Genomic DNA, 22,054 nt, shown 5'->3' with positions numbered 1-22,054 from the left:
CAGGCGACACCGGACAAGCGACAAGCAACACGCAACACCGAACATGCAACACTGAACACTGAACAAACGACGGGAGCAACCGCATGATTTATCGAGCTATCCTATTTCTGGCTTTGATTGCCGCTCCGGCGATGGCGGACCAGATCGAGTTGAGCAATTCTATCCAACCCGCAGAGACCGACCGCTACGGTTGCGCGATCCGCCCGCGCCCGGACCGCCTGACCTTCCGCTCTTTTCGCGATGCGTGGCGCTCCGTCGCAGCGGACGATCTCTATAGTCTTCGGCGTCATCAGATGGCGCTGGAGGCCGGTTCTTGCGATTGCGAGACTCTGTGGCCCGACTGGTCCATCATCGAGGGCGAGTTCGAGGAGCTGGGCTTTGCCGCCCCGACCGGCACCGACAGTCTGCATATCGCATGGTCTGCGGAAGAGTATTTCCCTGTCATTTCCGATCTTCGTGATCGGTTGCGCATTCAGTGCCAGGAGGCGGAGTGATGGGTATCGTTTCCTTTATCGTTGAGGCGGCCGATCAGGGCCTCGAAACCGTGGCGACCTCTCAGTTTGCGGCGGTCGCGGAGGTTTCCGGCACGGTGGTCGTCGGAGCTGCGACGCTGGCGATGATTGCCTTGTTCATCAACATGGCCTGGCAAATCCGTCCGATGGATGGAAGGGAGCTGTTGGTCTTGTCGCTCAAGATCGGCCTGATCAACACATTCGCGTTCAACTGGGCAAACTTCAACTTCGTCAGCGGGCACATCATCGACGGCCTCGATGAACTCGCGGGAAGGCTGATCGGCTCCGCTACCGGAGACGACGGTGCGGGGCCAGAGTATTTCGCTGCGCGCTTCGACCTTCAACTCGACAGGCTGGCCGAATACGGCAACTCGGCCACATCGCATATGGGGGCGGTCAGCAAGGCCGTGATGGGGGTGTTCTTCATGGCTCTTCTGGCTGTGGTCGGTGGCGCGGCGGGTGCCGTTCTCGTCCTCGCAAAGATGATGATGACGTTCCTGATCGGCATCGCCCCCATCATGGTCCTCTGCTCGATGTTCCCGGTAACGAAGGACTATTTCCACCGCTGGCTGTCCTCGCTGGCGAGCTTTGCCCTTTACCCGGTCGTGATGGCTGGCATTTTCTCGATGGTCTTCGGCCTGGTGGGGCTATTGGTCAGCCAGATTGGATCGGCGGATTCTGTCGAACAAGTCGGTGGGACCATCCCGTTTCTGGCGGTGGTCATCCTCTCGCTTGCGATGGTCATCGCAATCCCCTTCATCGTGCCGATGATCTCGGGCAATTTGCAGGCGGGCTGGGCCGCGGCGGCCGTCGGCGGCAGCATGCGGAGAATGATGCCGCAATCCCGCCCGCAGCAATCGAACCGCGCATCCTCGAACGCAACGAGCGATACGAGCCGGAGGTTGAATGCCGGAGCAGACACAACCCGCTCCTCAAACTCCGCAGCAGATCACCGCCCTTCGACTGGCACAGGGGCCAAGATGCAACGCATGATGGACCGCGCGGAACGCCTGAGTGAAGACGCAAAGAAGAAGCGGTGATGCTTCATTGGCTGACAACTGGGCTGCGGCAAAGGATGCAATCCTTTGCCGCAGGGCGGTGAGCATTTCAGCGGCGTTCAATCCCGCTAGTCGCCTGCTTTAATATCCTTAGCGAAAGTTACAAATTTTTCAGCGCGCTTACGTAGGTAGTCGGCCTCGCTTTGGTCCAGCCGTGTTGCGGTTATCAGTGTCCCCGGCTGGATGTTCAGAATGCCGACTCCTGCCGAATCCGGTTTAGCCAACCGTAGTATAGTTAGCAGGCCCCGCTCCTTCTTCCGTGGCAGTTGTTCTTTTCCAAAATGTAGGAAAATGATGCGTCTCTGATTGTTTGCTTCAGTACGTAAGTACCAAGCCGTTGCGATGTGTAGGCCAACAATCTCTGCTTCGATAGGGCTGCGGCCCTGCCAAATGAGCGCGTGATCCTCTTTCAAATCCAGATAGTTTTGGCACAAAACCTTGTATCCAGCAGACTTATTTGCGGAAACGCTGGAATACAGTGATAGAAACTCTTTGGTCGAAATTTTTTGATCTTCGAAAGATATCAATGCTTCCCGAAACTGCTTGTAGCGATCCCTGACCGGATCATATGGCAAATCGAGCGCGTCAATTATGCTTCTGACTTTCGCCTTATCTTTGCGCTTGTCGCCGTACGCGAAATCGACGAACTGGCTAACCCTGATCTTCATCGTGCTTTCCTGTTTGGCCCTGTCCGAAACTCTAAGGTTCGGATGGGAACAAATAAAGAACTATTTGATGTGAGATGCTTTCAAGAAAGGGTGGCTTCGTCCTGAAACTTTACGACTCACGCTATGCGCAGCGAATGGGTGCGACGCCTCATGTGCTCTCAATGCGCTGCATCCGGGCCATGGTTTCATCTTCCTCCAAGTATCTACCGTGTGGTGTTGGTCAACGTCCTAGCCGAACGTTAGCAAGGGCATCGAGCGTGGAGACACCAAATATCGGAACGCTCGATGCCCTTGCGGATAATACCGAGCTGCCGTTCATGCTTGGCGCGGCGAAGGTCGGTAGCGAGCCCAACTCGGACATAGCAAAGTCATGCTGCGTGCGCTCGCAGCGCAAATTTTGTCGTAATTGCAAAGGCATCCATGCTGCATGACAGAGCGAATAGCAGCCGTTAAACCCAGTGGTGACCGGCATCCAGCACCGCCTCACTCCTGACACCCGAGATCAGCTTGTATCAAATATCTACCAAGCCGCTGAAATATATTGAGTTTCCATGAACTCGAGCATGCCGTCTTTGCCACCTTCGCGGCCAAGTCCCGATTGCTTGACACCTCCGAATGGAGCTGCGGGATCGGAAACGATACCTCTGTTTAAGCCAACCATCCCAAATTCAAGCTGCTCGCAGACGTTCAAAGCCCGTTTCATATTCTTCGAGAAAACGTAGGCTACCAAGCCGTATTCTGTGTCGTTTGCTCGGCAAATGACCTGGTCTTGATCTGTAAATGATTGGATGACCGCGACCGGTCCAAAAATCTCATCGTGAATACAATCAGCATCATCGGGCACATTCGATAGTACTGTAGGGGTATAAAAATAGCCGGGTCCTTCAGGAGCGTATCCGCCTAACTCCACTATTGCTCCCTTTGCGACAGCATCTTCAACTAGTCTAGCGACCTTTGTTCTCGTTTCCTCATTTACCAATGGACCAACATCGCTACGCTGATCCGTGCCATCACCTAGTTTCAGCTTACTCATCCTTGCCACGAACTCAGAAATAAACTCAGCAGCGATGTTTTCGTGCAGATAGATTCTGTTTGCGGCAGTGCACGCCTCACCCAAATTGCGCATTTTGGCCTGGAAAGCACCTTCAACCGCAGTATCGAGATCGGCATCTTCAAAAACGATCAGCGGCGCATTCCCTCCAAGCTCCATGGCTGGTTTGAGGACTTGACCCGCTGCGTTGCGCAACAATTCTTTCCCAACACTCGTTGAGCCAGTAAAGCTCACAACGCGAATACGCGGGTCGTCCATTATGTGATCAACGAGTGCTCCGGGGTGCGTTGTTGGCAGCACATTCACGAGCCCGTTTGGGACACCGGCCTCCTCCAACACGGGCATCAATGCGAGCATGGTAAGCGGTGTCTCGGCCGCTGGCTTTATGATGACCGCACAGCCTGCTGCGAGTGCGGGGGCGATTTTTCGCGTCCCCATCGCGGCAGGGTAGTTCCACGGCGTGATCAAAAGCCCAATTCCGGCAGGCTTTTGTTGGACGAGGATCCGAGCCCCGGAAGAGGGGGCATGGCTGATGGTTCCTTCAGCACGTACCGCTTCTTCAGAAAACCAGCGAAAGAACTCCGCCGCATAACTAGCTTCGCCAACAGCGTCAGCGGAAGCCTTTCCGTTTTCCAGACTAATTAGATGTGCGAAATGTTCGATCCTTTCACTCATAAGATTGAAAGCCCGACGTAAGACTTCTGAGCGATACCGCGGAGTTTCAGAACGCCAAAGCGCCATCGCTCTCTCTGCTGCATCCAGTGCCCTGTCGGCATCGGATAAATCAGCTGAGGCCACTGAGGCGATGACACGTTCATTGGATGGGTTGACGACGTCGAAGCGCGCGCGAGAGGCGCTTTCGACCCATTTTCCGTCAATGTAAAGGTTTGTGAGTTTCACTGGTCCCACTTTCGTATCTTGCCGCGGTCAGCAGGCTTTGAGGGCGGCATCTGAATCGCCGGAGAAACCAACATCACACGCTCCCCCTCCCTGAGTGATACCCCCGAGTGGTCCCAATTGCTTGCCCGTGGCTCTTACCTCGTCGAGATAGTCTTCGGCATCGGATGAAGGGCGATACCCGAGCCAGGCGACATGTGAATTGTCGACGCGACTGCGCGTATTGTTTGAAACACCAAACACCCGATAATAGTGGTGATCCGGGGCGTCGATCGCGCAGTTGAACAGATGAATTCCATCGTCAAAGCTCAACCAAGTGGACAGCATCCTTTCGTCAGTCGGTCTTTCTTCAAAGGATGCAATGCGCAAGCAGCCGACGCTTAGCCCATATTTGTCTGCATAGAGGCTTCCCAAAGCCTCACCGAACGCCTTTGAGACGCCATAAAAGCCACTCGGCTTTATGCGCACATCATCGGTAATCGTTGTGGCGAGAGGGTGGAACCCGACCGCCTGCACCGAACTTGCATATACAAAGCGTGTCACCCTGGCTTGGCGGGCCGCTTCGAATGCTGTCCGTGTGAGATCATAGTTCAGCGGGAAAATCGTTTCCCAGTCGGCTTCTTCCGGAAAAGCGGCAAGATTGACGACGACATCGACGTCCTTCATGGCCAGGATCAACGCATCGAGATCGGTCGCATCAATATTGCATATCTCCTCGCGCTCAGCAGCGCCTCCAAGCGGCGCAATATCAACAAGGCGCAATATTCTGTCCGGGCCCGCAAGGCCTGCCCGCAAGACTTTCCCGATACGCCCGGCCGCGCCGACAAGCAAAATTCGTTTCATATTCTTTCCCATAGCATTCGAGTTGGTGTCTGTTGGTTCGGTTGCGCTACCCTGCAAACCGGTGCATTGGCAGCCCACGCACCCCGGGGCAGTACGCAAACAATCCACCCGCGAGCGGTTGCTCGATGAGCTGCTGTTCGGTCAGGTCTTCCGTAGCTGTCGTGATGAAGAGGGTCGACATATCCTCACCGCCAAAAGCACAGGAGGTCACATTCTCAACGGGTAACAGCACTGTGTCGAGCACCTCCCCTTCAGGAGAATACCTCGTGACTCTCGAACCGGCAAAATGCGCACTCCAAAGGCATCCTGTTTCATCGACAGCGGCGCCATCAGGTCGACCCTGGTTCGGAGGGACCGTCGCGAAAATTCGCCCGTTGGAGATCGTTCCGTTCTTCAGATCGTAATCATAGGCCATGATGTTGAGCGTTGGCGTATCGGTAAAGTACATCGTTTGCCCATCCGGACTCCAGGCGAACCCATTGCTGGTCTTGATGCCAGAGAGTTCCTTAACTACGGAATGATCACCGTCTACTCTGTAAACCGATGCAATCGGCTGGCGAAGCGCTGGATCTGAGACCTCGTGAATACTGCCACACCAAAACCGCCCCAGGGGATCACAAGCGCCGTCATTCATACGGTTCTGCGGGTGCGGGCGTTCAGGGTCGGCGAATAGGTCGAACGCGCCGGATTCGAGGTTAAAAAATGCAAATCCGTCCCGAGTCCCGGCGATTAACTTGCCGTCTTGTTCACACAAGGCAATTGCACTGAATTCATCCGGTGCCGCGAACTTTTCCAATTGCTGTGTTTTCGGATCGTATCGATGGATAATTTTCTCAGTGACATCCACCCAGTAAAGAGCTTTCTGTTCTTCGTCCCAGAGGGGACCTTCGCCCAGCGTGTTGCGCTCATTCACAACGCATGTCGGTTTGTCGATGTTCATTCTTCAGCTCCTTCCTTCAACCAACCTGCCAATTACCTTCAGGGCCGCCTCAATGTCATCGGAGTTCAATCCCATATGGGTGACAAAGCGCAGACGATTTCCTTTTGGAGGCAACACGCGGACACCAGACTGATACAGTCTCTTATGGAGCGACGCGGGCTCGCCGAGTTCTTTCGGCAAAAAGGCCATAACGATGTTTGTTTCCACTGTTTCGACGGCAATTTCGAAACCCAACGCGTCCAAGCCCAAAGCGAGCGCCTTCGCATTGCTATGGTCTTCGTGTAGCCTTTTCAGGTTTTCCTTCAGGGCAAAGTGTCCCGCAGCGGCCATAATTCCCGACTGCCGCATGCCGCCACCCACCATCTGCCTCCAGTGCCGCGCTTCCTCGATGAAGTCCCTGGAACCTGCGATCATCGCGCCGCCTGGGGCGCCCAACCCCTTCGAGAGGCAGAAACTCACACTATCAACAGGAGCGACCAAGTCAGAAGGATCTACTGAAAGCGCAACCGCAGCGTTAAACAATCGAGCCCCGTCCATATGGAAGATCAGATCGCGTTCATCCGCGAACCTTTTGAGCTGATTGAGATAGGGCTTGTCGAGGCAACGGCCTCCTTCTCCATTGTGCGTATTTTCCACACAAATCAGCTTCAAGGGTGGCGTAAGAACCGACCGAGGCGCATTCGGTGAGGGGATCTTTGCGAAGTTCATGAGTTCGCCTAGATCGAACTTTCCACCGGGCGTTGAAAACGCTTGTGATGTAATCCCGCAAATCGAAGCCAGATGACCAGTTTCGTTGACATGCAAATGGGATGTAGCGCTCACAATTGCTGAATGACCCGATGGAACCTGCGACCTGATGGAAACCAAATTGCCCATCGTGCCACTGAGGACAAACAGGGCGTCCTCCTTGCCGAGTATCGTCGCCGTCAAATCCTCCAGCGCGCGAATTGACGGGTCTTCTCGATAAAAATCATCGCCGACCTCCGCTGATGCCATGCGCTTGCGCATCGCGTCGCTCGGCGACGTGAGCGTGTCACTGCGAAAATCGAATATCTGTTCGTTTGAAGCATCCAGCACTTGCGCCACCATCCCCTCATGATCCTGCGCTTGAAGTTAGCATAACCCCTATTGCCGAGTAGGACTTTGAGACCGCCTTCTTGAAACATTCGATCATTCATGCTCAGCTTATCGATCAAAGATTTCATAACAGTCATCAGAGGAGGCGTTTGAGAATGTCAAGGAGACCGGCTGGCTTGGACCAGATTGACCGCAAGATTCTGAACCGATTGCAGCGCGATTGTCGGATCACGAATGCTGATCTGGCCGCCGAGGTTGGCACGTCGGCACCCTCGTGCATGCGCCGCACAAGGCGCCTCAGGACGGAAGGCTACATCGAAAGAGAGGTTGCCTTGGTGAATCCGGAGAAAGTAGGCAGCACCCTCATCTCCATCTCCGAAGTTAAGCTCAACAATCACGAGCGCCAAGCCAGGGATAACGCGATCAGGCACATCAGGAGCATTCCAGAAGTTATATTCTGCCTGAATGTTACTGGCGACCGCGACCTGATGTTCGTGGCCATGTTGTCGGACATGGACGAGTTCGCAGAGAAGATAACGGAACCGTTGGCGGTCATTCCCGAAATAGCATCGATCAACAGTTACTTTGCGATCAAGACCATCAAGTTTGAACCCTTCTTGCATTTCGACGAGACAAGGTAGCCGAATGAAAAGGGGCTACCCTTGGGTTGATCAAGGCGTGTTTCGAAGAGCGACACACAATTCGGTCTTAATGAAATATTTTTACATTAACGATGAATATTATATGAAAATATTTCATTTTCTAATTAATTTTGAACAATACATACGCCCCATAACTGCGACACTCTTCCTCGAAACTGGAAGGGTACGATGGCGTGAAAGAGCTTTGGAGAGCATCCGCTAGGAATTCATTTTCGGCGAATGTCCTTAATGCCGACTTGGACTGCGACGTCGCGGTGATCGGGGGCGGCTACACGGGCTGTTCAACGGCCCTTCATGGCGCGGAGTTGGGTCTCGATGTGACGCTGCTGGAGGCAAGCACGCTTGGGGCAGGGTGCTCCGGCAGAAACTCCGGAAATCTGAATCCAGGTCTTTGGCTCACCAAAGAGGAAATATGCGCGCGTTTGGGGGAGAATTCTGGCAACAAACTCAACTCTCTACTGTGCAACGGGCCGACCGAAGTCAGAAAGCTCGTCGAGAAGCACAATATCGACTGTGAGTTCAACGCTAGCGGCACGTTCCATTGCGCGCGAGATGGCCGGGGGCTGTCGGAACTTCGGGCCCGGGCTGAAAGTCAACGCCTTCAGGGCATGGACGTGCAGGTCCTGGGGGCGGATGAGACAAAGAGACATCTCGGCACAGAGTATTTCCAAAGTTGCCTGTGGAACAGAGATGCCGCGTCAATTCAACCATTGGCGTACCTGCGTGGCTTGGCCCAGGCCGCAACGCGTCACGGCGCCCGTATTTTCGAGAACAGCCCTGCCACGAAAATCGAACGTTCCGGCACTCAATGGTTGGTCCACACGCCGCGCGGCACTCTGACTGCACAGGCCCTGGTTGTTGCAACGGATGCGTACCATAGAGATACGAGGTTTGGATCAATCAACCCGATGTGGCGGCTCTGGTATTTCAATTGTGCAACCGACCCACTCAGTAAGGATTATGACCACATACTGCCTTCAAGGCAGGGGTGCTGGGATACCGGCCGTGTAATGACGTCGTTTACCAGAGACGTCGACGGCCGCTTCATAATCGGGAGCGTCGGCAAGCTGGATTCGATATTGTCAGGAATACACCTGCGTTGGTTGAAGCGGAGATCAATTGAACTCTTTCCGGAATTAGGGCCAGTCCCGCTAGAATTTTCATGGCATGGAAGCATGGGGATGACGCCCGACCAGCTTCCCCGTCTTGTCGATTTGGGACCCAGGGCTATTGGTTCCTACGGGTACAGTGGCAGGGGTATCGCGCCCGGAACGATGTTTGGACAGGCGATTGCCAACTATCTCCATACGGATGATCCAGACATGCTCCCGCTCAAGCTATCTCAAACCAGATATTCTGTTCTCAAGAAGTTCCGCGAACCCTTTTACGAGATGGGTGCATTGGCCTTGCACCTCATTGGTGCCCGCAGTACCGGAGCAGCGCTGTGATCTCGGTGCGAAATATTGTGAAGAGTTTCGGTGGCGTTCGGGCGATCGATCACGCGTCATTCGATGTAGAGGCCGGCTCAATAACCGGTCTCATCGGCCCCAATGGTGCGGGCAAGACGACCATGTTCAACACTATCGCAGGTCATCATCGCGCAGATAGCGGGCAGATCGTTTTCCAAGGTGAAGACATCAGCGGTCTGCCGCCGCACGAGCTTTTTGCAAGGGGCATCCTGCGGACATTCCAGCTTGCCCACGAATTCCCGACATTGAGCGTTCTGGAAAATCTGATGATGGTTCCGGCAGAACAATCTGGCGAGAGGATTTTAAACACTTGGTTGAATCGAAAGAAGATAAAGCAGGAAGAGGCCGCGCTGCGACAGACAGCGGAAAGTGTCGTTGATTTCCTGAACTTGGACCATCTCGCCCATACACCGGCGGGAAACCTATCCGGCGGGCAAAAGAAGCTCTTGGAACTCGGCCGAACAATGATGGTCGATGCGAAAATCGTGTTTCTCGATGAGGTAGGTGCCGGCGTCAATCGGTCCCTCCTCCGGGAAATCGGAACCGCTATCAAAAGGCTGAACGATGAGCGGGGTTATACGTTTTGCATGATCGAACACGACATGCAGTTTATTTCCCGCCTCTGCGATCCCGTGATTGTCATGGTCGAAGGCCGTGTTTTGACCACGGGGCGAGCAGATGAGATCCTGCAAGACCCGGAGGTGATCGAATCCTACCTCGGTGCCACCGCAACAGAGGTGGTCACATGAGTTTCTTCGGTGGATCCAATATGTATGGCGGCTACGGCCCCATCAAAATTCTCAACGGGTGTTCCATATCTGTCGAACCTGGAGAAGTTTCGGTCATTGTGGGGCCGAATGGCGCCGGAAAATCAACAGCAATGAAGGCCTTGCTTGGCTTGGTGGAGCTGACATCCGGCGACGTCTTCTTGGATGGGAAGTCCATTGATGCCCTGAATACGCGCCAACGGGTCATGGCCGGCATCGGCTTTGTGCCGCAGACCGAGAACATCTTCCCGGGGCTTACCGTTGATGAAAACCTGTCGATGGGCGGCTACCTTAGAGCGGATAGCGTCGCCGATACGAAACAGGAGGTTTTCAAACTCTTCCCAGTTCTCGGTGATCGACGCAAGCAGCTTGCGGGAACGCTTTCAGGGGGACAGCGCCAACAGCTTGCAGTCGGCAGAGCTCTGATGACGAATCCACAGGTTCTCCTTCTCGATGAGCCCACCGCGGGCGTATCGCCCAACGTTTCCGCGCAGCTCCTGTATGAAATCTCAAATCTGAAGACGCGGGACATGGCCATTATCATGGTCGAACAAAACGCGCGGCAAGCACTTGAGATCGCTGATACCGGCTACGTGCTCGTCATGGGCGAGAACAAGTTCACGGGAAGCGGCCCTGACCTTCTCAAAGACCGCGAAGTCAAAAAGACATTCTTGGGAGGATAACTCGGTTTGGAACTCGCAAACGCATTCCTGATTTTCGCCAACTACGTGCTGGTGCCATCAATAACCTACGGCGCGCAGTTGGCCTTGGGTGCACTAGGCGTAACTCTCATTTTTGGCGTCCTTCGTTTCTCTAACTTCTCCCATGGCGAAATGATGTCTTTTGGAACGATGGTCACAATCCTGGTGACTTGGGTCTTTCAGAAGTCCTCCATATCGATCTACCCGCTTCCAACGGCCCTTTTGGCGCTGCCAATTGGCATACTTGCCACTGTCTGTTTCTCCTTGGCGGCGGACAAGATTGTCTATTCCTACTACCGAGAGGCCAAGGCCAAGCCCGTTATCCTGATGATGGCGTCATTGGGCATCATGTTTGTTCTGAATGGGGCCGTACGGCTGTTTGTCGGCCCTGGGGACCGGCAATTCTTCGACGGTGAACGCTTCATCGTTACCGCCTCGGAGGTGAAGGCATACACCGGCTTGGCTGAGGGCGTCTCCATTCGCAGCACACAGGCAATCACGGTCTTTATATCGATCCTCCTGTTCGTACTGCTGTACTTATTCCTTCAGAAGACACGGGCAGGCACAGCCATGCGAGCCTATTCTGACAACAGGACGCTTGCAACATTATCCGGAATCAACTCACAAGCCGTTGTCAGGATAACGTGGATTTTGGCGGCCTCGCTCGCTGTTGTTGCCGGGGTTCTCTATGGCCTCGACAAGAGTTTCAAGCCATTCACCTACTTCCAGATTCTACTTCCCATTTTCGCGGCAACCATTGTTGGCGGTGTCGGCAACCCGCTCGGGGCGGTGGTCGGCGGGTTCATCATCTCGTTTTCCGAAATTGCGCTGACCTATCCCTATAGGAAAGTCGTTCTATACATCTACCCGGATATCGACCTGAACGGGTATATCCTCCAACTGGTTCCGACGGACTACAAGTTCTCGATCTCGTTCACCATTCTCGTTCTGGTTCTGCTGCTCCGCCCGAGCGGCCTCTTTCGGGGGTGAGCCTGTGACCCGGAATATCGCCTTGTTCGGAACCTTGTTTTTCCTCTTTATTGCGACTGGGTATCTACAGTCGTGGTCTGTCACTCTATCCATCCTGAACCTGTGCCTCATCTCTGCGGTCATGGCCCTCGGAGTCAACATCCAGTGGGGTTATGCCGGTCTCTTCAATGCCGGGATCATGGGCTTTGCCGCGGTTGGTGGAACCGCTGCCTTGCTCATATCGCACCCGCCCATTCAAGGTGCGGTCGCAGCGGGGGGCAGTGGAATACTTGCTGCTCTGGCGATTTTGCTTGCCGCATTTGCCATCGTTGTTGGAGTTAGGCGCTTTGCGGCCCGCAAACTCCGAAGGCCCCTCGTTCTCATTGTTCTTCTCGCAAGCGTTCCGATCGCAGTTCGCGCGTTCTCTGGCGCGAAAGAGGCTATCGAGGCCTTTGAACCTGCGTCTTCTGGGTTCCTAGGCGGGCTGGGCCTTCCGATAATATTGTCTTGGCCGATCGGCGGGGCCGCCGCCGCGGCCGTTGCCTATATCATCGGAAAAGTTTCGCTTGGACTTCGTGCGGACTACCTCGCGATCGCGACGCTAGGCATCTCTGAAATCCTCGTTTCCTTCTTTAAGAATGAAGATTGGCTGACGCGCGGGGTGAAGAACGCGACAGGACTGCCAAGCCCCTTTCCCCCAATCCAGAACTTACAGAACAATGGGTGGGTGCAAGACATCACTGCATGGTTGAACGGCGACAAACTTGCGCAGATGTCGGATGCCCAGATGAATGCAGCTCTGAAATTGCATTCTGCCGAAGTCGCGTCCCTTATTGTGAAACTCGGTTTTGCAGGCCTGTTCGCTGTAGTTCTCCTTTTCTTGGTTCTTCTGAGCGAGCTGTCCCTGAAGTCACCTTGGGGGCGCATGGTCCGCGCAATTCGCGACAATGAAACGGCTGCGGCTGCAATGGGCAAGAATGTCGGTGCCCGCCACATGCAGATTCTTGTTCTCGGTTCTTCAGTTGTGGGCATCGCAGGCGCAATGCTGGTCACTTACGAAGGCCAGTTCACTCCGAACTCCTACCTCCCTCTCCGCTACACATTTCTGATCTGGGTCATGGTGATCGTAGGCGGTTCAGGAAACAACGCTGGGTCAATCTTCGGGGCATTCCTGATCTGGCTTGTCTGGATCCAGGCCGAGCCACTCGGGTTCTGGATTGTCGACATGGCGACAAGCCGGATGACTCAGGACTCTGACATACGTGCTCAACTCTTGGCCCAATCCCAGCATCTCCGATTACTCATCATGGGATCAATCCTTCTCTTGGTCCTGCGATTCAATCCCAGTGGATTGATACCAGAGCGCCCGCACAACCGGGCCAAGTAATAACTTTCAACATGGAGAGACCAATGTACAGAAATTTCATTTTGGCATCCGCGGCGGTCCCGATGCTATTGTCCAGCCCGGCCTTTGGCGAAGAAATCAAGATGGGCATCCTGCTCGGATTTACAGGGCCAGCCGAGTCCTTGGCCACGAATATGGCCCTATCCGCAGAACTGGCCTGGCAGGAAGCGTCCAAGTCCGGCCTTTTGTTGGGCGGAGCGACAATTGTCCCGGTCCGTGGAGACAGTACCTGCCAGGACTCAAGCACAGCGGTTACAGCTGCCGAACGTCTTGTAAATTCGGAAGGTGTTGTCGGGATTATGGGACCCACGTGTTCCGGAATCACCGTGGCTGTCACCAAGAATGTCACCGGCAACATCGGCGTGACGATGATTTCGCCGGCCGCAACGTCTCCGGCAATCACCGAATTGGATGACGGGGATTACACATTTCGCACGGTTCCATCGGACGCTAGGCAGGGTGTCGTCCTGGCCGAATATGCTCTGGAAAGTGGTGTCGATACCGTCGCAGTTTCATATGTCAACGATGACTATGGAAAGGGCCTAAGCACATCTTTCGAGACTGCTTTTGTCGAACGCGGCGGCCAAGTGCTCATGAACGCCGCCCACGAGGATGGGAGAGGTGATTACTCCGCGGAAGCTGGCGCTTTGTCCGCCTCTGGCGCTGAGGTGTTGGTCGTATTTGGCCGATTTGACCAAGGCGGCCGAGGAATCATTCAGTCTTCACTGGATGTAGGCGCTTTCGAGAGTTTTGTCTTGGCAGACGGTATGATCAGCCAAGTTCTCCTTGATAACGTAGGGCCTGGGCTTGAGGGCGCATTTGGGACTCAGCCCGGAAGTTCATCTGAGGCAGCAGATAGGTTCATTCAACTTGCATCTGAAGCTGGCTTCGACGGCGATGGCGGCTTCAGAGCAGAGTCTTACGACGCAGCTGCCGTATTGGCGCTCGCTCTTCAGGCAGCAGGTTCTGCAGACCGAGAAGCGATCCGCAATAACATCCGCAATGTATCAAACGCGCCGGGCGAAAAAATTTATCCCGGCGAACTGGCGAAAGGTCTCGAAATACTGGGCTCGGGTGGAGAAATCGACTACGAGGGCGCGACCAGTGTTGTCTTCGACGAATTTGGGGAAGCTCCCGGGACCTATCGCATCTTCGAAGTGGTGGATGGAAAGTTCGAAGTGGTTGCAGTCAGATAGAGGCTTCCGATCAAACCGAACGTTTGCCACCGATGCGCGGCACCTTATCCTCCCGGGTGCCGCGCTAAGTCATACACTACATAGCTCAAATTGGCCCTTTCCGTCTAAATTGGTCTAAACGACCGCTTCGACGACATGCGTGGCATCGCTACGACCAGCATGCTGCCAGAGCGAAAGATTTCTGCGTTAACAATGGCCGAGCCTGCAAAAGGTGGCTTTGTCCGCATCTTTCCAGTTCGCATCCGTCGCGGCGAAGGTCTGCAAACGCTAGGCTGGCAAACCACGCCGTGCTGGTTCACCTGTCTTGAGCACTGCGTTAAGGATCACGATCAGCTTGCGCATCACAGCAGTGATCGCGACCTTCGCGGGCTTACCGCGTTCTCGCAGGCGACGTGCGAAGGTTTGCATAGCTGAATCAAGGCGAAGGGCGGTCATCGCCGCCATGTAGAGGCTTGCTCTGACCTCTCGCCTGCCGCCTGAAATGCGGCGGTGGCCCTTCAACGTCCCTGAATCCTGTGCATGGGGTGCGAGGCCGACGATGGCGGCGGCTTCCCCCTTGGTCAGCGATCCGAGTTCCGGCACGTAGGCGAGGCAAGCTGCCGCTGTCTTGGGTCCGACACCGATCACCGACGTCAGCAGATCGGACTTCCGCCGAAACTCTGGCGTCGCTGCGATCAACTTGGCAATCTGCCCATCCAGTTCCTTGATCTCCTTGGTCATGGCACGAACATGGCGCTTGAGAGATCGTTCCACACTTTTGACTTGTGGGTGTTCGAGCCGGTTCTGTTCGGTGCGGATGATCTGAGAAAGGTCATCTCGCCGCCGACGCAACCCGCGCAGTTCCACCGTTTCCGGTGTCGGAGGCTGCCACAGCCGTAGGTCTTCTGATTTTGCCGCAAACAGAGCCAGCATCCGTGCGTCAACTGCATCCGTCTTGGCAGCAAGGCCGAGATATTTCGCAAAGTTCCGGGTCCGGGTTCCGTGGGCGCGGTGAACAGGTAAGTCCAGTTCGACGCAGCTATGCAGAACATGCCGTTCATACCCGCCGGAAGCTTCGCAGATGACAAGCGGCGGACAGTTCCTGGACCTCGCCTTCAGCAACTTCGTGATCGCGGTGTCAGTGTTCGGGATCGTGACCTGTCGATCATCAGGCAGGCTGTGAACCGTCAGGCTGGCTTTGGAAACTTCGAAGGCAATGATGTTAGTGCGATCTACCTCGCTTGAAATACTGCTCATATCTTTGTCGTTATCCTCGATTATGCTCGGCCGCGAAGGCCCTTCTACCGTTCGGATGGCCGGACAGACGTGACGGGTGGCAAGATACTTTGCGACCGCAGATCGGGTCATTCCTCGGGGAGGCCCGCCCGCCACCAGCTTCCCAGATGGCCATCAAGGAAACCGACCGCCCCTATCTTCGCAGACGCGAAAATGGGGGCAATGTCTTACGCATAATCCTCGGGGGAGTGCCGCCAGGCACGGGGGCAGACAGCCCCCTAGCTGGGCGTCACCCCTCGGAAGATGCGGGTGACAGAAGCCTCGGGTCGTAATCACTTGAAACCAAGACGAACTTCCGATCTTCCGAATCTTTGAGATAAACGGGCTCTCTATCTGCAATCGCCAGAACATCGTCGGCATGCCGCCTCAGAAAGCCGGTGGAGATCGGGTTCTCCCCCGAAGACGGGTTGCAGCCGACCTTCAAGGTGATGGTCTGGCGGGCCAGCGTTTCAGCGGAAACCCCATCGTCCCGCGCCAGTTCACAAAGCCGCCCAAAGAGGTCGTGTGACAGGTTAAGGATCAAATCGGGCATCTTGCCATCCGCTTGGCTTCAATGGGCTATTACACTGTGGCCAGCAGATGCCACTCGTGCAAGCAGCAACCCCGTGCATCCGCACTGAAAGACAGAAGGGGCGCGGCCAGCCGCGCCACATCCATCCGTAAAAGGGGGAAGGAGTTTCGGCTTCCTTCCCCCTGAAGCGAAATAGACAGGGCCGTGTCCTCGGCTATGCCTGCGGGCCGCACCACCCCTGTCGATTTCGCTTCACCCCCATCCTCTCACGCTCGCCACTCGGCAGGGGTAAGCGGGCGCTTACCCTCCCTTTGATGATGACGAAGGTGCGGGAACGGGGCGCTCCGTGGATCAATGAAAACGGAGAGAAACCATGCCGAGACAGGAAAGACTGGAAGCAAAGGCAATCAAGCGCATCCTCGATGCCAGGACGCGCGAGGTCGTCGGGTGGCTCTATGAATGGAACACCGGCGAGATACTGCCGCGCTGGAAGGACGGGCGCAGGGAGAATGTCATTTACGAGTAAGGCCCCGAGGCGCGCGTGGTTGCGTCTTTCGACGTATGGCAGGACAAGTGGTCGGAAACCCTTGGTCATGCACGAACAGCTTGCGCCACTATATCCGGGTGGCGCTCGATCACCTTCAGGAGCAACACCGCAGCCCGATCCGGGCTGCGCCGGTTTTGCTCCCAATCCCTGATGGTGCTTTCTGCCAGCCCATATCGTTCAGCAAAAGCGGACCGAGTAAGCCCTTGCTGCCTGCGGATCGCTGCTACGTCAACGGTCTCGGGCACATAGACAGCGGCAGGTTCCGCATTGCCCCGTGCGATTTCCAGCGCCTCATTGGCGCTCTGGATCAGCTCTTTGCCGAAACTCATGCTAGTGCTCCTTTCTTTGTCGATAGGCACCTGCCAGCGTGGGAAGGATTCTAGGCGATAGCCTATTCGTTCGACTGTTGGCTACTCCCAACGGCAAGGCGGAGATCGAGCACTTTGCGGTTGTCGTTGGCAACCCGCACCCAACCCTTTCGTGTCCGAGCAGCGGCCGTTGAGTGGGCCATGTCGACCGTAGTTCCAGCAGGTGACAACAGATAGAAGAAGACTGGAAGGTAACGAATTATTGCTTTTTTGCTGCGGCAAGAGTTAGTTTCCGTTTTAAAAAGGAAAGTGCTGAGCAGTGCCCGATTTCGATGACCTGATCTCCCGCTTCGGGATCGAAGCGCAACGCCGCCTCTCGTCTGTAGTTTCTGGTCGCCCCGAGGAACAGCTAAGAGGCCCGCTTGAAACCCTCTTTCCTGGGCTCGCCCAGATCTGCGGCCTTGCTGTCTCCGATATCTTCCTCGTGCCCGAGACGCCGATGCCGGAATTGGCCATCCGTCCAGACTTCGCCATTATGCGGCGGCGGGGGGCAGCGTCGGACCTCATAGGCTTCGTGGAGATTAAAGCTCCCGGCAAGGGCGCGGACCCTCGAAGGTTCACAGACGCGCACGACAAGAAGCAGTGGGAGAAGCTGAAAGCCCTCCCCAACCTAATCTACACCGACGGCAATGAGTTCTCCGTCTGGCACGACGGCGAACTTCAGGAGGCGTCGAGTGGGTCCGGCATAGTACGCCTCAGCGGGGACATTCGGACTGCTGGAGGTGGTCTGACGGGGTCTGCGGACCTTGTGTCCATCTTCAACAACTTTCTCACGTGGACACCTACCAGCCCACGCAACGCCCGCGAGCTGGCCCGTATATCCGCCCGCCTGTGCCGCCTGCTCAGGGATGAGACCATCGAAAAACTGGAAGCCGACGACTCCGAGGTCGCCGCGCTGCGGTCCGATTGGCGACAAATCCTGTTCCCGGAGGCTGACGACAAGCAGTTCGCGGACGGTTACGCTCAAGCGGTCGTTTTCGGTCTCTTGATGGCTCGTGCTCGTGGCGTCTCGCTGGCCGATGGTATCGACCATGCGGCGCGCGACCTTCGAACGACGGATTCTCTCATCGGGACCGCGCTTGGATTCCTGACCTCCAATCCCGACACGCTGGCGACCTCTCTCAAATCGCTCACCCGCGTTCTGGACGCTGTGGACTGGCCCACCGTGTCACGGGGCGATGATGATGCATGGCTCTATTTCTACGAGTTCTTCCTCGAAACCTACGACAACAAACTCCGCAAGCAGACAGGCTCCTATTACACCCCGCCCGAAGTGGTGCGGGCGATGGTGCGCCTGACCGACGATATCTTGCGCCACCCCGCCCGCTTTGCCCTGACCGGCGGCTATCGGGCCGACGAAGTGACAGTCGTGGACCCCGCCGTTGGCACTGGCACCTTTCTCTTGGGCATCCTGCGCCATATCGCCGAGCAAGTGGAGGCCGACCTTGGGGCGGGAGCGGTCCCCGGCGTGATGGAAGCAATCGCCCGCCGTCTCATCGGGTTCGAGTTACAGTTTGGCCCCTTCGTGGTGGCTCAACTCCGCCTCCTGAGTGAGCTGTTGGAACTGACCGGCTCCGGGTCTATTCACCCCCGCCTGTTCGTCACCGATACGCTCAGCGACCCCGAAGAATCCCGCGCCCGTCTGCCGTCCCTCTTTGCGCCTCTCACGGCCAGTTACGAGGAGGCGAACCGCATCAAGGGCGAGGAACCTATAACAGTGGTAATCGGCAACCCGCCCTACAAGGAAAAGGCCAAGGGCCGGGGGGCTTGGATAGAGAAAGGACGGGACGGGGAAGCCGCGCCGCTGGACCAATGGAAAACCCCACCGGAATGGGGCGCCGGGGCGCACCTCAAACACCTCAAAAATCTCTATGTCTATTTCTGGCGATGGGCGACTTGGAAAGTCTTTGGCGACCCGCCCGCCGAAGGCGAGGCCCCAAGGCCCGACCGTAAAGGAGTTGTGTGCTTCATCACCGTGGCCGGGTTCCTGAATGGGCCAGGCTTCCAGAAGATGCGGGCGGACCTGCGCCGGGACGCCGATGAAATCTGGGTCATCGACGCCACGCCCGAGGGGCTTCAACCCCCAGTCAATAGCCGGATCTTTCAGGGCGTTCAGCGACCCGTCTGTATCGTCATCGCTGCCCGGAATAGCGACGAAGGAACGCCCGAACATGCCACAGTGCGTTTTCGCCGATTGCCTGCAGAACGTCGAGAGGTCAAGTTTGAGGCACTTGCTGCCATCGGAATCGATGATCCGGATTGGGAAGTTTGCCCGAACCAATCGCGAGCGCCTTTCCTGCCAGCCGCACAGGGAGTTTGGGGAACCGCCGCGCCGATAGACGATATCTTCTTGACTGACAGTTCTGGAGTCCTGCCGGGACGCACCTGGGTCATCGCACCCGACGCCGAGAGCTTACGAGAGCGCTGGCGGCGTATGCGGGATGAGGCCAATCCTGAGCGCAAAGAAGTCTTGTTCCATCCAACCCTCAGAGGAGGTGAGTTGGCAGATCGCCACACCAACAAGGTGGTGCGCGATGGTTTGCCGGGTCACGAGTTCCGCAACTATACCGTAGCCTCCGATACGGACGAGGCCGTGACCCCTGTGCGCTACTCGTTCCGAACGCTGGACCGGCAGTGGATTATTCCCGACAATCGACTACTGCTGTCAGCGCGTCCAGAGTTATGGTCCCAGTTCTCAATATCGCAGGTCTATTTGACTGGCTTGTCGCAGACATCTCCGAACGGAGGGCCGGGCTTGTCTTTCAGCGGTGCTATACCTGACCAAGACCACTACCACGGTCGCGGAGGCCGTGTGTTCCCACTCTGGGCCGATCGAGCCGCCAGCCAATCCAACATTCGGCCCGCGTTTCTTGCCGCGCTCACGCGCAGCCTGAGCAACCCGGTAGCGGCCCCCGATCTGTTGGCCTACATCGCGGCTGTGGCAGCCAACCCAGCCTATACCGCACGCTTTCAATCCGACCTTGTCCAGCCCGGTCTACGCATACCGCTGACCGCCCGCTACGATCTGTTCCAAGAGGGTGTGGAAATCGGCAAGCGTGTGGTCTGGCTCCACACCTACGGCGAACGCTTCACTGACCCCGCGAGTAACCGTCCTGCAGGCCCACCAAGGGCTACAGGAGGGCCCACCATCCCACGGGGCGGTGCCATCCCGGCGGAGCCCGACAAGTTCCCCAATGAATTGAGCTATGACGAGGCCGCGCAACGCCTCTATGTCGGCGAAGGTTTCATTGACAATGTATCACCAGAGGTCCGGGCCTACGAGGTCTCAGGTAAGAACATCATTGACCAATGGTTCAGTTACCGCCGCCTTGACCGCAGCCGTCCGATTATCGGCGACCGCCGCCCGCCGTCGCCGCTAGAACAGATCCAGCCCGACCGCTGGCCCGCGTCCTATACCGAAGATCTCATCAACCTGCTTCACGTTTTGACGCTGTTGACCGCCTTGGAGCTCGACCAGGCCGACCTCTTGGAGCGTATCTGTTCTGGCCCGCTTATTGACGCCGAGTTGCTACGTGCCGAGGGCGTTTTTGACGACGACAGCTCCGCCACGACCCGCGCAGGAGATGACCGACAGGACGAATTCGCGTTTTGATTGTCATGCGTCTGCTGGACGTGCGAAGTTCTCAAGTTTTCACGCACTGCCCTGGATATTCGACCTGTTCAGGTTTCGTCGAAATCCAAGGACTGCTGCGGGTCTTCGGGGGGAAGGTCGAGTTCGGCCGTCCGGTATGCGTCCAACCCAGCGTGCTTTGCGTAGCTGTGCACATCAGCGTCGTCCGAATAGATTGCGTGCGCGCCTTCTGCCTTCGCAATCGCAACGATCTGACGGTCAAACTTAATCTTGGTTTTGGTCGCGTCGGGATTTGCCGCGTCGATACGATGGCCACCGCGCTTGATCGCATCACTCATGGCAATGGCCGCTTCGATTGCTGCCTTCTGGTCGAACGGTGCGATCCTGAAGGCTGCTTGTCCGTTGAGGGTGTCGAGGTATGCCTGCATGGCACCTCCGGCATGGACCAGCACCTCACTCAGGACAGGGGTCGGGATAACGATCTTCTCCTTGTCGACTGAGAGGTTTGCGATCAGATACTCGATCCGCTCGGCCGCCTTCTCTACGGAAATGCCGGTAGCAGGATCAACTGGTGCTTTGGCGTTGGGGTCGAGGACAAGCAGCAAGATCGAACTATCGAAAACAACCATTAGTGCAGACCGTTGCCCTTCTCGCGCAGAGCTTTCAGCGCACCAATCGGATCGTCCATATTGGCCCATTCACTGCCTTTGATCTCACGCATCTGGTCGATAGCGTCTTTAAGATCGTCGGGGGCGAGCACGGTGAAATTATCCACACGAAACTTTTTCAGAATCCAATTGCCATCTTGATCACGAAGCCATCGGCCTGTGCCGAAAATACGCACAGGCTCGTACATATGCTTGGCAAGACGGCGAGCAGTATCGCGATTGGTGTCGATGCCGGTATACTTAATCTCACCGTTCTGTAGCTGAAGGTGTACGGTCTGATCCGCGCCGCTGACGCTGATCAGTATTCCATCGAGCGTGCCTTCCTGATTGAACGGCCCATACGTTGTGGGTTTGGGGCGGTTCACGCCTGGAAAGGCAATGATTTCGGCGCTGTCGTCATCATCTTCATAGACGAAGCCAGTGGCGTTGTCTTCTGCAAGTAAGCGGTCGATCTCTGTCTTTGCTCTTGTTGCCTCCGGGCTCCCATCACCCCTCTTAACCTGGGCGATATGAGCCGCAACCTTCGGCACGTCCTCATGGTCGATTTTCGTTACAAGTTGCGTGCTGCCGGGCTTCAGCGTATCGAAGTGAACGGCAGTATCATGACCTAGCATAGCGGCAAGGTTTTGCATGTACTGAGCCAACCGAGCCATCGGAATGGTCTCGGGCGTGTAGGCTTTGATATACAGCGTGTAGTTCTTGCTCATGGTCTCACTCATCGCGGCCGCTGGGGTTGGACCGCAGTCTTCATCGTAGCATCTAGAGTTGGCGAATGACAATAAAATCCAATGAAGACATGGATTTAGGAAAGGTTGTTGAAATTCAGAATCTTAGCGGGCCCCATGTGCATAGGAGTGCTTCGCTAGGACGGCGCTCCC

21 protein-coding genes are annotated in these 22,054 nt (G+C 56.1%); 11 read left to right on the top strand and 10 right to left on the bottom strand.

The window, feature by feature from the left end; translation table 11 throughout:
* Positions 1-131 precede the first annotated feature (131 nt).
* On the top strand, positions 132-494 hold the full coding sequence (locus BOO69_RS13390; protein WP_237267462.1) for a hypothetical protein: 363 nt from the start codon (positions 132-134) through the stop codon (positions 492-494).
* Positions 494-1,552 carry a TrbL/VirB6 family protein gene (locus BOO69_RS13385; RefSeq protein WP_071972613.1) on the top strand — a complete coding sequence of 353 codons (1,059 nt, stop codon included), beginning with the start codon at positions 494-496 and terminating at the stop codon, positions 1,550-1,552. Before BOO69_RS13390 ends, BOO69_RS13385 begins: the two co-directional genes overlap by 1 nt.
* An 86-nt stretch (positions 1,553-1,638) precedes the next feature.
* Here BOO69_RS13385 and BOO69_RS13380 read toward each other — a convergent pair whose 3' ends face one another.
* The 5 genes from BOO69_RS13380 to BOO69_RS13360 all read right to left on the bottom strand — a co-directional run bounded on the left by BOO69_RS13380 (position 1,639) and on the right by BOO69_RS13360 (position 7,058).
* A complete protein-coding gene (locus tag BOO69_RS13380; protein WP_071972612.1) occupies positions 1,639-2,238 on the bottom strand; it encodes a hypothetical protein in 600 nt (199 codons plus the stop codon).
* A 520-nt stretch (positions 2,239-2,758) separates the two neighbouring features.
* Positions 2,759-4,189, bottom strand: a complete 1,431-nt coding sequence (locus tag BOO69_RS13375) for an NAD-dependent succinate-semialdehyde dehydrogenase (protein ID WP_071972611.1) — start codon at positions 4,187-4,189, stop codon at positions 2,759-2,761.
* A 27-nt stretch (positions 4,190-4,216) separates the two neighbouring features.
* Complete coding sequence (locus BOO69_RS13370) at positions 4,217-5,029, bottom strand: NAD-dependent epimerase/dehydratase family protein (RefSeq protein ID WP_071973827.1); 813 nt, start codon at positions 5,027-5,029, stop codon at positions 4,217-4,219.
* 46 nt (positions 5,030-5,075) lie between these two features.
* Complete coding sequence (locus BOO69_RS13365; RefSeq protein ID WP_083545527.1) at positions 5,076-5,969, bottom strand: SMP-30/gluconolactonase/LRE family protein; 894 nt, start codon at positions 5,967-5,969, stop codon at positions 5,076-5,078.
* Positions 5,970-5,972: 3 nt separating this feature from the next.
* The gene (locus BOO69_RS13360) at positions 5,973-7,058 is read right to left on the bottom strand and encodes a threonine aldolase family protein (RefSeq protein WP_071972610.1); all 1,086 of its coding nucleotides are present in this window, start codon (positions 7,056-7,058) and stop codon (positions 5,973-5,975) included.
* Positions 7,059-7,222: 164 nt separating this feature from the next.
* On the opposite strand from BOO69_RS13360, the gene BOO69_RS13355 reads away from it, so the two are divergent.
* From BOO69_RS13355 to BOO69_RS13325, 7 genes are all read left to right on the top strand, one after another.
* Positions 7,223-7,687: an Lrp/AsnC family transcriptional regulator gene (locus tag BOO69_RS13355; RefSeq protein ID WP_172839544.1), complete on the top strand. Its 465-nt coding sequence runs from the start codon at positions 7,223-7,225 to the stop codon at positions 7,685-7,687.
* A 155-nt stretch (positions 7,688-7,842) separates the two neighbouring features.
* Positions 7,843-9,156 carry an NAD(P)/FAD-dependent oxidoreductase gene (locus BOO69_RS13350; RefSeq protein WP_083545526.1) on the top strand — a complete coding sequence of 438 codons (1,314 nt, stop codon included), beginning with the start codon at positions 7,843-7,845 and terminating at the stop codon, positions 9,154-9,156.
* A complete protein-coding gene (locus BOO69_RS13345) occupies positions 9,153-9,926 on the top strand; it encodes an ABC transporter ATP-binding protein (protein ID WP_071972607.1) in 774 nt (257 codons plus the stop codon). The genes BOO69_RS13350 and BOO69_RS13345 overlap by 4 nt, the downstream gene beginning before the upstream one ends.
* On the top strand, positions 9,923-10,627 hold the full coding sequence (locus BOO69_RS13340) for an ABC transporter ATP-binding protein (RefSeq protein ID WP_071972606.1): 705 nt from the start codon (positions 9,923-9,925) through the stop codon (positions 10,625-10,627). The genes BOO69_RS13345 and BOO69_RS13340 overlap by 4 nt, the downstream gene beginning before the upstream one ends.
* A 6-nt stretch (positions 10,628-10,633) precedes the next feature.
* A complete protein-coding gene (locus BOO69_RS13335; protein WP_071972605.1) occupies positions 10,634-11,635 on the top strand; it encodes a branched-chain amino acid ABC transporter permease in 1,002 nt (333 codons plus the stop codon).
* A gap of 4 nt (positions 11,636-11,639) precedes the next feature.
* Positions 11,640-13,001, top strand: a complete 1,362-nt coding sequence (locus BOO69_RS13330) for a branched-chain amino acid ABC transporter permease (protein ID WP_071972604.1) — start codon at positions 11,640-11,642, stop codon at positions 12,999-13,001.
* 23 nt (positions 13,002-13,024) lie between these two features.
* Positions 13,025-14,215: an ABC transporter substrate-binding protein gene (locus BOO69_RS13325; protein ID WP_071972603.1), complete on the top strand. Its 1,191-nt coding sequence runs from the start codon at positions 13,025-13,027 to the stop codon at positions 14,213-14,215.
* 267 nt (positions 14,216-14,482) lie between these two features.
* Here BOO69_RS13325 and BOO69_RS13320 read toward each other — a convergent pair whose 3' ends face one another.
* Both BOO69_RS13320 and BOO69_RS13315 read right to left on the bottom strand, forming a co-directional pair.
* Positions 14,483-15,451 carry an IS110 family RNA-guided transposase gene (locus BOO69_RS13320; protein WP_071972602.1) on the bottom strand — a complete coding sequence of 323 codons (969 nt, stop codon included), beginning with the start codon at positions 15,449-15,451 and terminating at the stop codon, positions 14,483-14,485.
* A gap of 268 nt (positions 15,452-15,719) precedes the next feature.
* On the bottom strand, positions 15,720-16,022 hold the full coding sequence (locus tag BOO69_RS13315) for a hypothetical protein (protein ID WP_071972601.1): 303 nt from the start codon (positions 16,020-16,022) through the stop codon (positions 15,720-15,722).
* 352 nt (positions 16,023-16,374) lie between these two features.
* Here BOO69_RS13315 and BOO69_RS23065 point away from each other — a divergent pair, with 352 nt between their 5' ends.
* Positions 16,375-16,527 (top strand): hypothetical protein, encoded by a 153-nt coding sequence (locus BOO69_RS23065; RefSeq protein WP_156874930.1) that lies wholly within the window; start codon positions 16,375-16,377, stop codon positions 16,525-16,527.
* A 65-nt stretch (positions 16,528-16,592) separates the two neighbouring features.
* Here BOO69_RS23065 and BOO69_RS13310 read toward each other — a convergent pair whose 3' ends face one another.
* Positions 16,593-16,877, bottom strand: coding sequence for a helix-turn-helix domain-containing protein (locus tag BOO69_RS13310; RefSeq protein ID WP_071972600.1), 285 nt, complete (start codon positions 16,875-16,877; stop codon positions 16,593-16,595).
* Between the two features lie 298 nt (positions 16,878-17,175).
* On the opposite strand from BOO69_RS13310, the gene BOO69_RS13305 reads away from it, so the two are divergent.
* Positions 17,176-20,529, top strand: coding sequence for a type ISP restriction/modification enzyme (locus BOO69_RS13305; RefSeq protein WP_071972599.1), 3,354 nt, complete (start codon positions 17,176-17,178; stop codon positions 20,527-20,529).
* Between the two features lie 68 nt (positions 20,530-20,597).
* Here the strand turns inward: BOO69_RS13305 and BOO69_RS13300 are convergent, their stop codons facing one another.
* Together BOO69_RS13300 and BOO69_RS13295 are read right to left on the bottom strand one after the other, a co-directional pair.
* Positions 20,598-21,137 carry a hypothetical protein gene (locus tag BOO69_RS13300; RefSeq protein WP_071972598.1) on the bottom strand — a complete coding sequence of 180 codons (540 nt, stop codon included), beginning with the start codon at positions 21,135-21,137 and terminating at the stop codon, positions 20,598-20,600.
* Positions 21,137-21,883, bottom strand: coding sequence for a hypothetical protein (locus BOO69_RS13295; protein WP_152455658.1), 747 nt, complete (start codon positions 21,881-21,883; stop codon positions 21,137-21,139). The genes BOO69_RS13300 and BOO69_RS13295 overlap by 1 nt, the downstream gene beginning before the upstream one ends.
* Between the last annotated feature and the right edge of the window lie 171 nt (positions 21,884-22,054).

Source organism: Sulfitobacter alexandrii (genome assembly GCF_001886735.1).
Taxonomy (GTDB): Bacteria; Pseudomonadota; Alphaproteobacteria; order Rhodobacterales; family Rhodobacteraceae; genus Sulfitobacter; species Sulfitobacter alexandrii.
Note: the sequence above shows the minus strand (reverse complement) of the source record. Positions and strands in the feature narration are given on the sequence as shown.

Coding starts and splice junctions, on each gene's coding strand:
- BOO69_RS13370 (WP_071973827.1), bottom strand. CDS start 5,029: ATGAAACGAATTTTGCTTGTCGGCGCGGCCGGGCGTATCGGGAAAGTC.
- BOO69_RS13300 (WP_071972598.1), bottom strand. CDS start 21,137: ATGGTTGTTTTCGATAGTTCGATCTTGCTGCTTGTCCTCGACCCCAAC.
- BOO69_RS13380 (WP_071972612.1), bottom strand. CDS start 2,238: ATGAAGATCAGGGTTAGCCAGTTCGTCGATTTCGCGTACGGCGACAAG.
- BOO69_RS13310 (WP_071972600.1), bottom strand. CDS start 16,877: ATGAGTTTCGGCAAAGAGCTGATCCAGAGCGCCAATGAGGCGCTGGAA.
- BOO69_RS13315 (WP_071972601.1), bottom strand. CDS start 16,022: ATGCCCGATTTGATCCTTAACCTGTCACACGACCTCTTTGGGCGGCTT.
- BOO69_RS13295 (WP_152455658.1), bottom strand. CDS start 21,883: ATGAGCAAGAACTACACGCTGTATATCAAAGCCTACACGCCCGAGACC.
- BOO69_RS13360 (WP_071972610.1), bottom strand. CDS start 7,058: ATGGTGGCGCAAGTGCTGGATGCTTCAAACGAACAGATATTCGATTTT.
- BOO69_RS13365 (WP_083545527.1), bottom strand. CDS start 5,969: ATGAACATCGACAAACCGACATGCGTTGTGAATGAGCGCAACACGCTG.
- BOO69_RS23065 (WP_156874930.1), top strand. CDS start 16,375: ATGCCGAGACAGGAAAGACTGGAAGCAAAGGCAATCAAGCGCATCCTC.
- BOO69_RS13390 (WP_237267462.1), top strand. CDS start 132: ATGGCGGACCAGATCGAGTTGAGCAATTCTATCCAACCCGCAGAGACC.
- BOO69_RS13340 (WP_071972606.1), top strand. CDS start 9,923: ATGAGTTTCTTCGGTGGATCCAATATGTATGGCGGCTACGGCCCCATC.
- BOO69_RS13325 (WP_071972603.1), top strand. CDS start 13,025: ATGTACAGAAATTTCATTTTGGCATCCGCGGCGGTCCCGATGCTATTG.
- BOO69_RS13385 (WP_071972613.1), top strand. CDS start 494: ATGGGTATCGTTTCCTTTATCGTTGAGGCGGCCGATCAGGGCCTCGAA.
- BOO69_RS13320 (WP_071972602.1), bottom strand. CDS start 15,451: ATGAGCAGTATTTCAAGCGAGGTAGATCGCACTAACATCATTGCCTTC.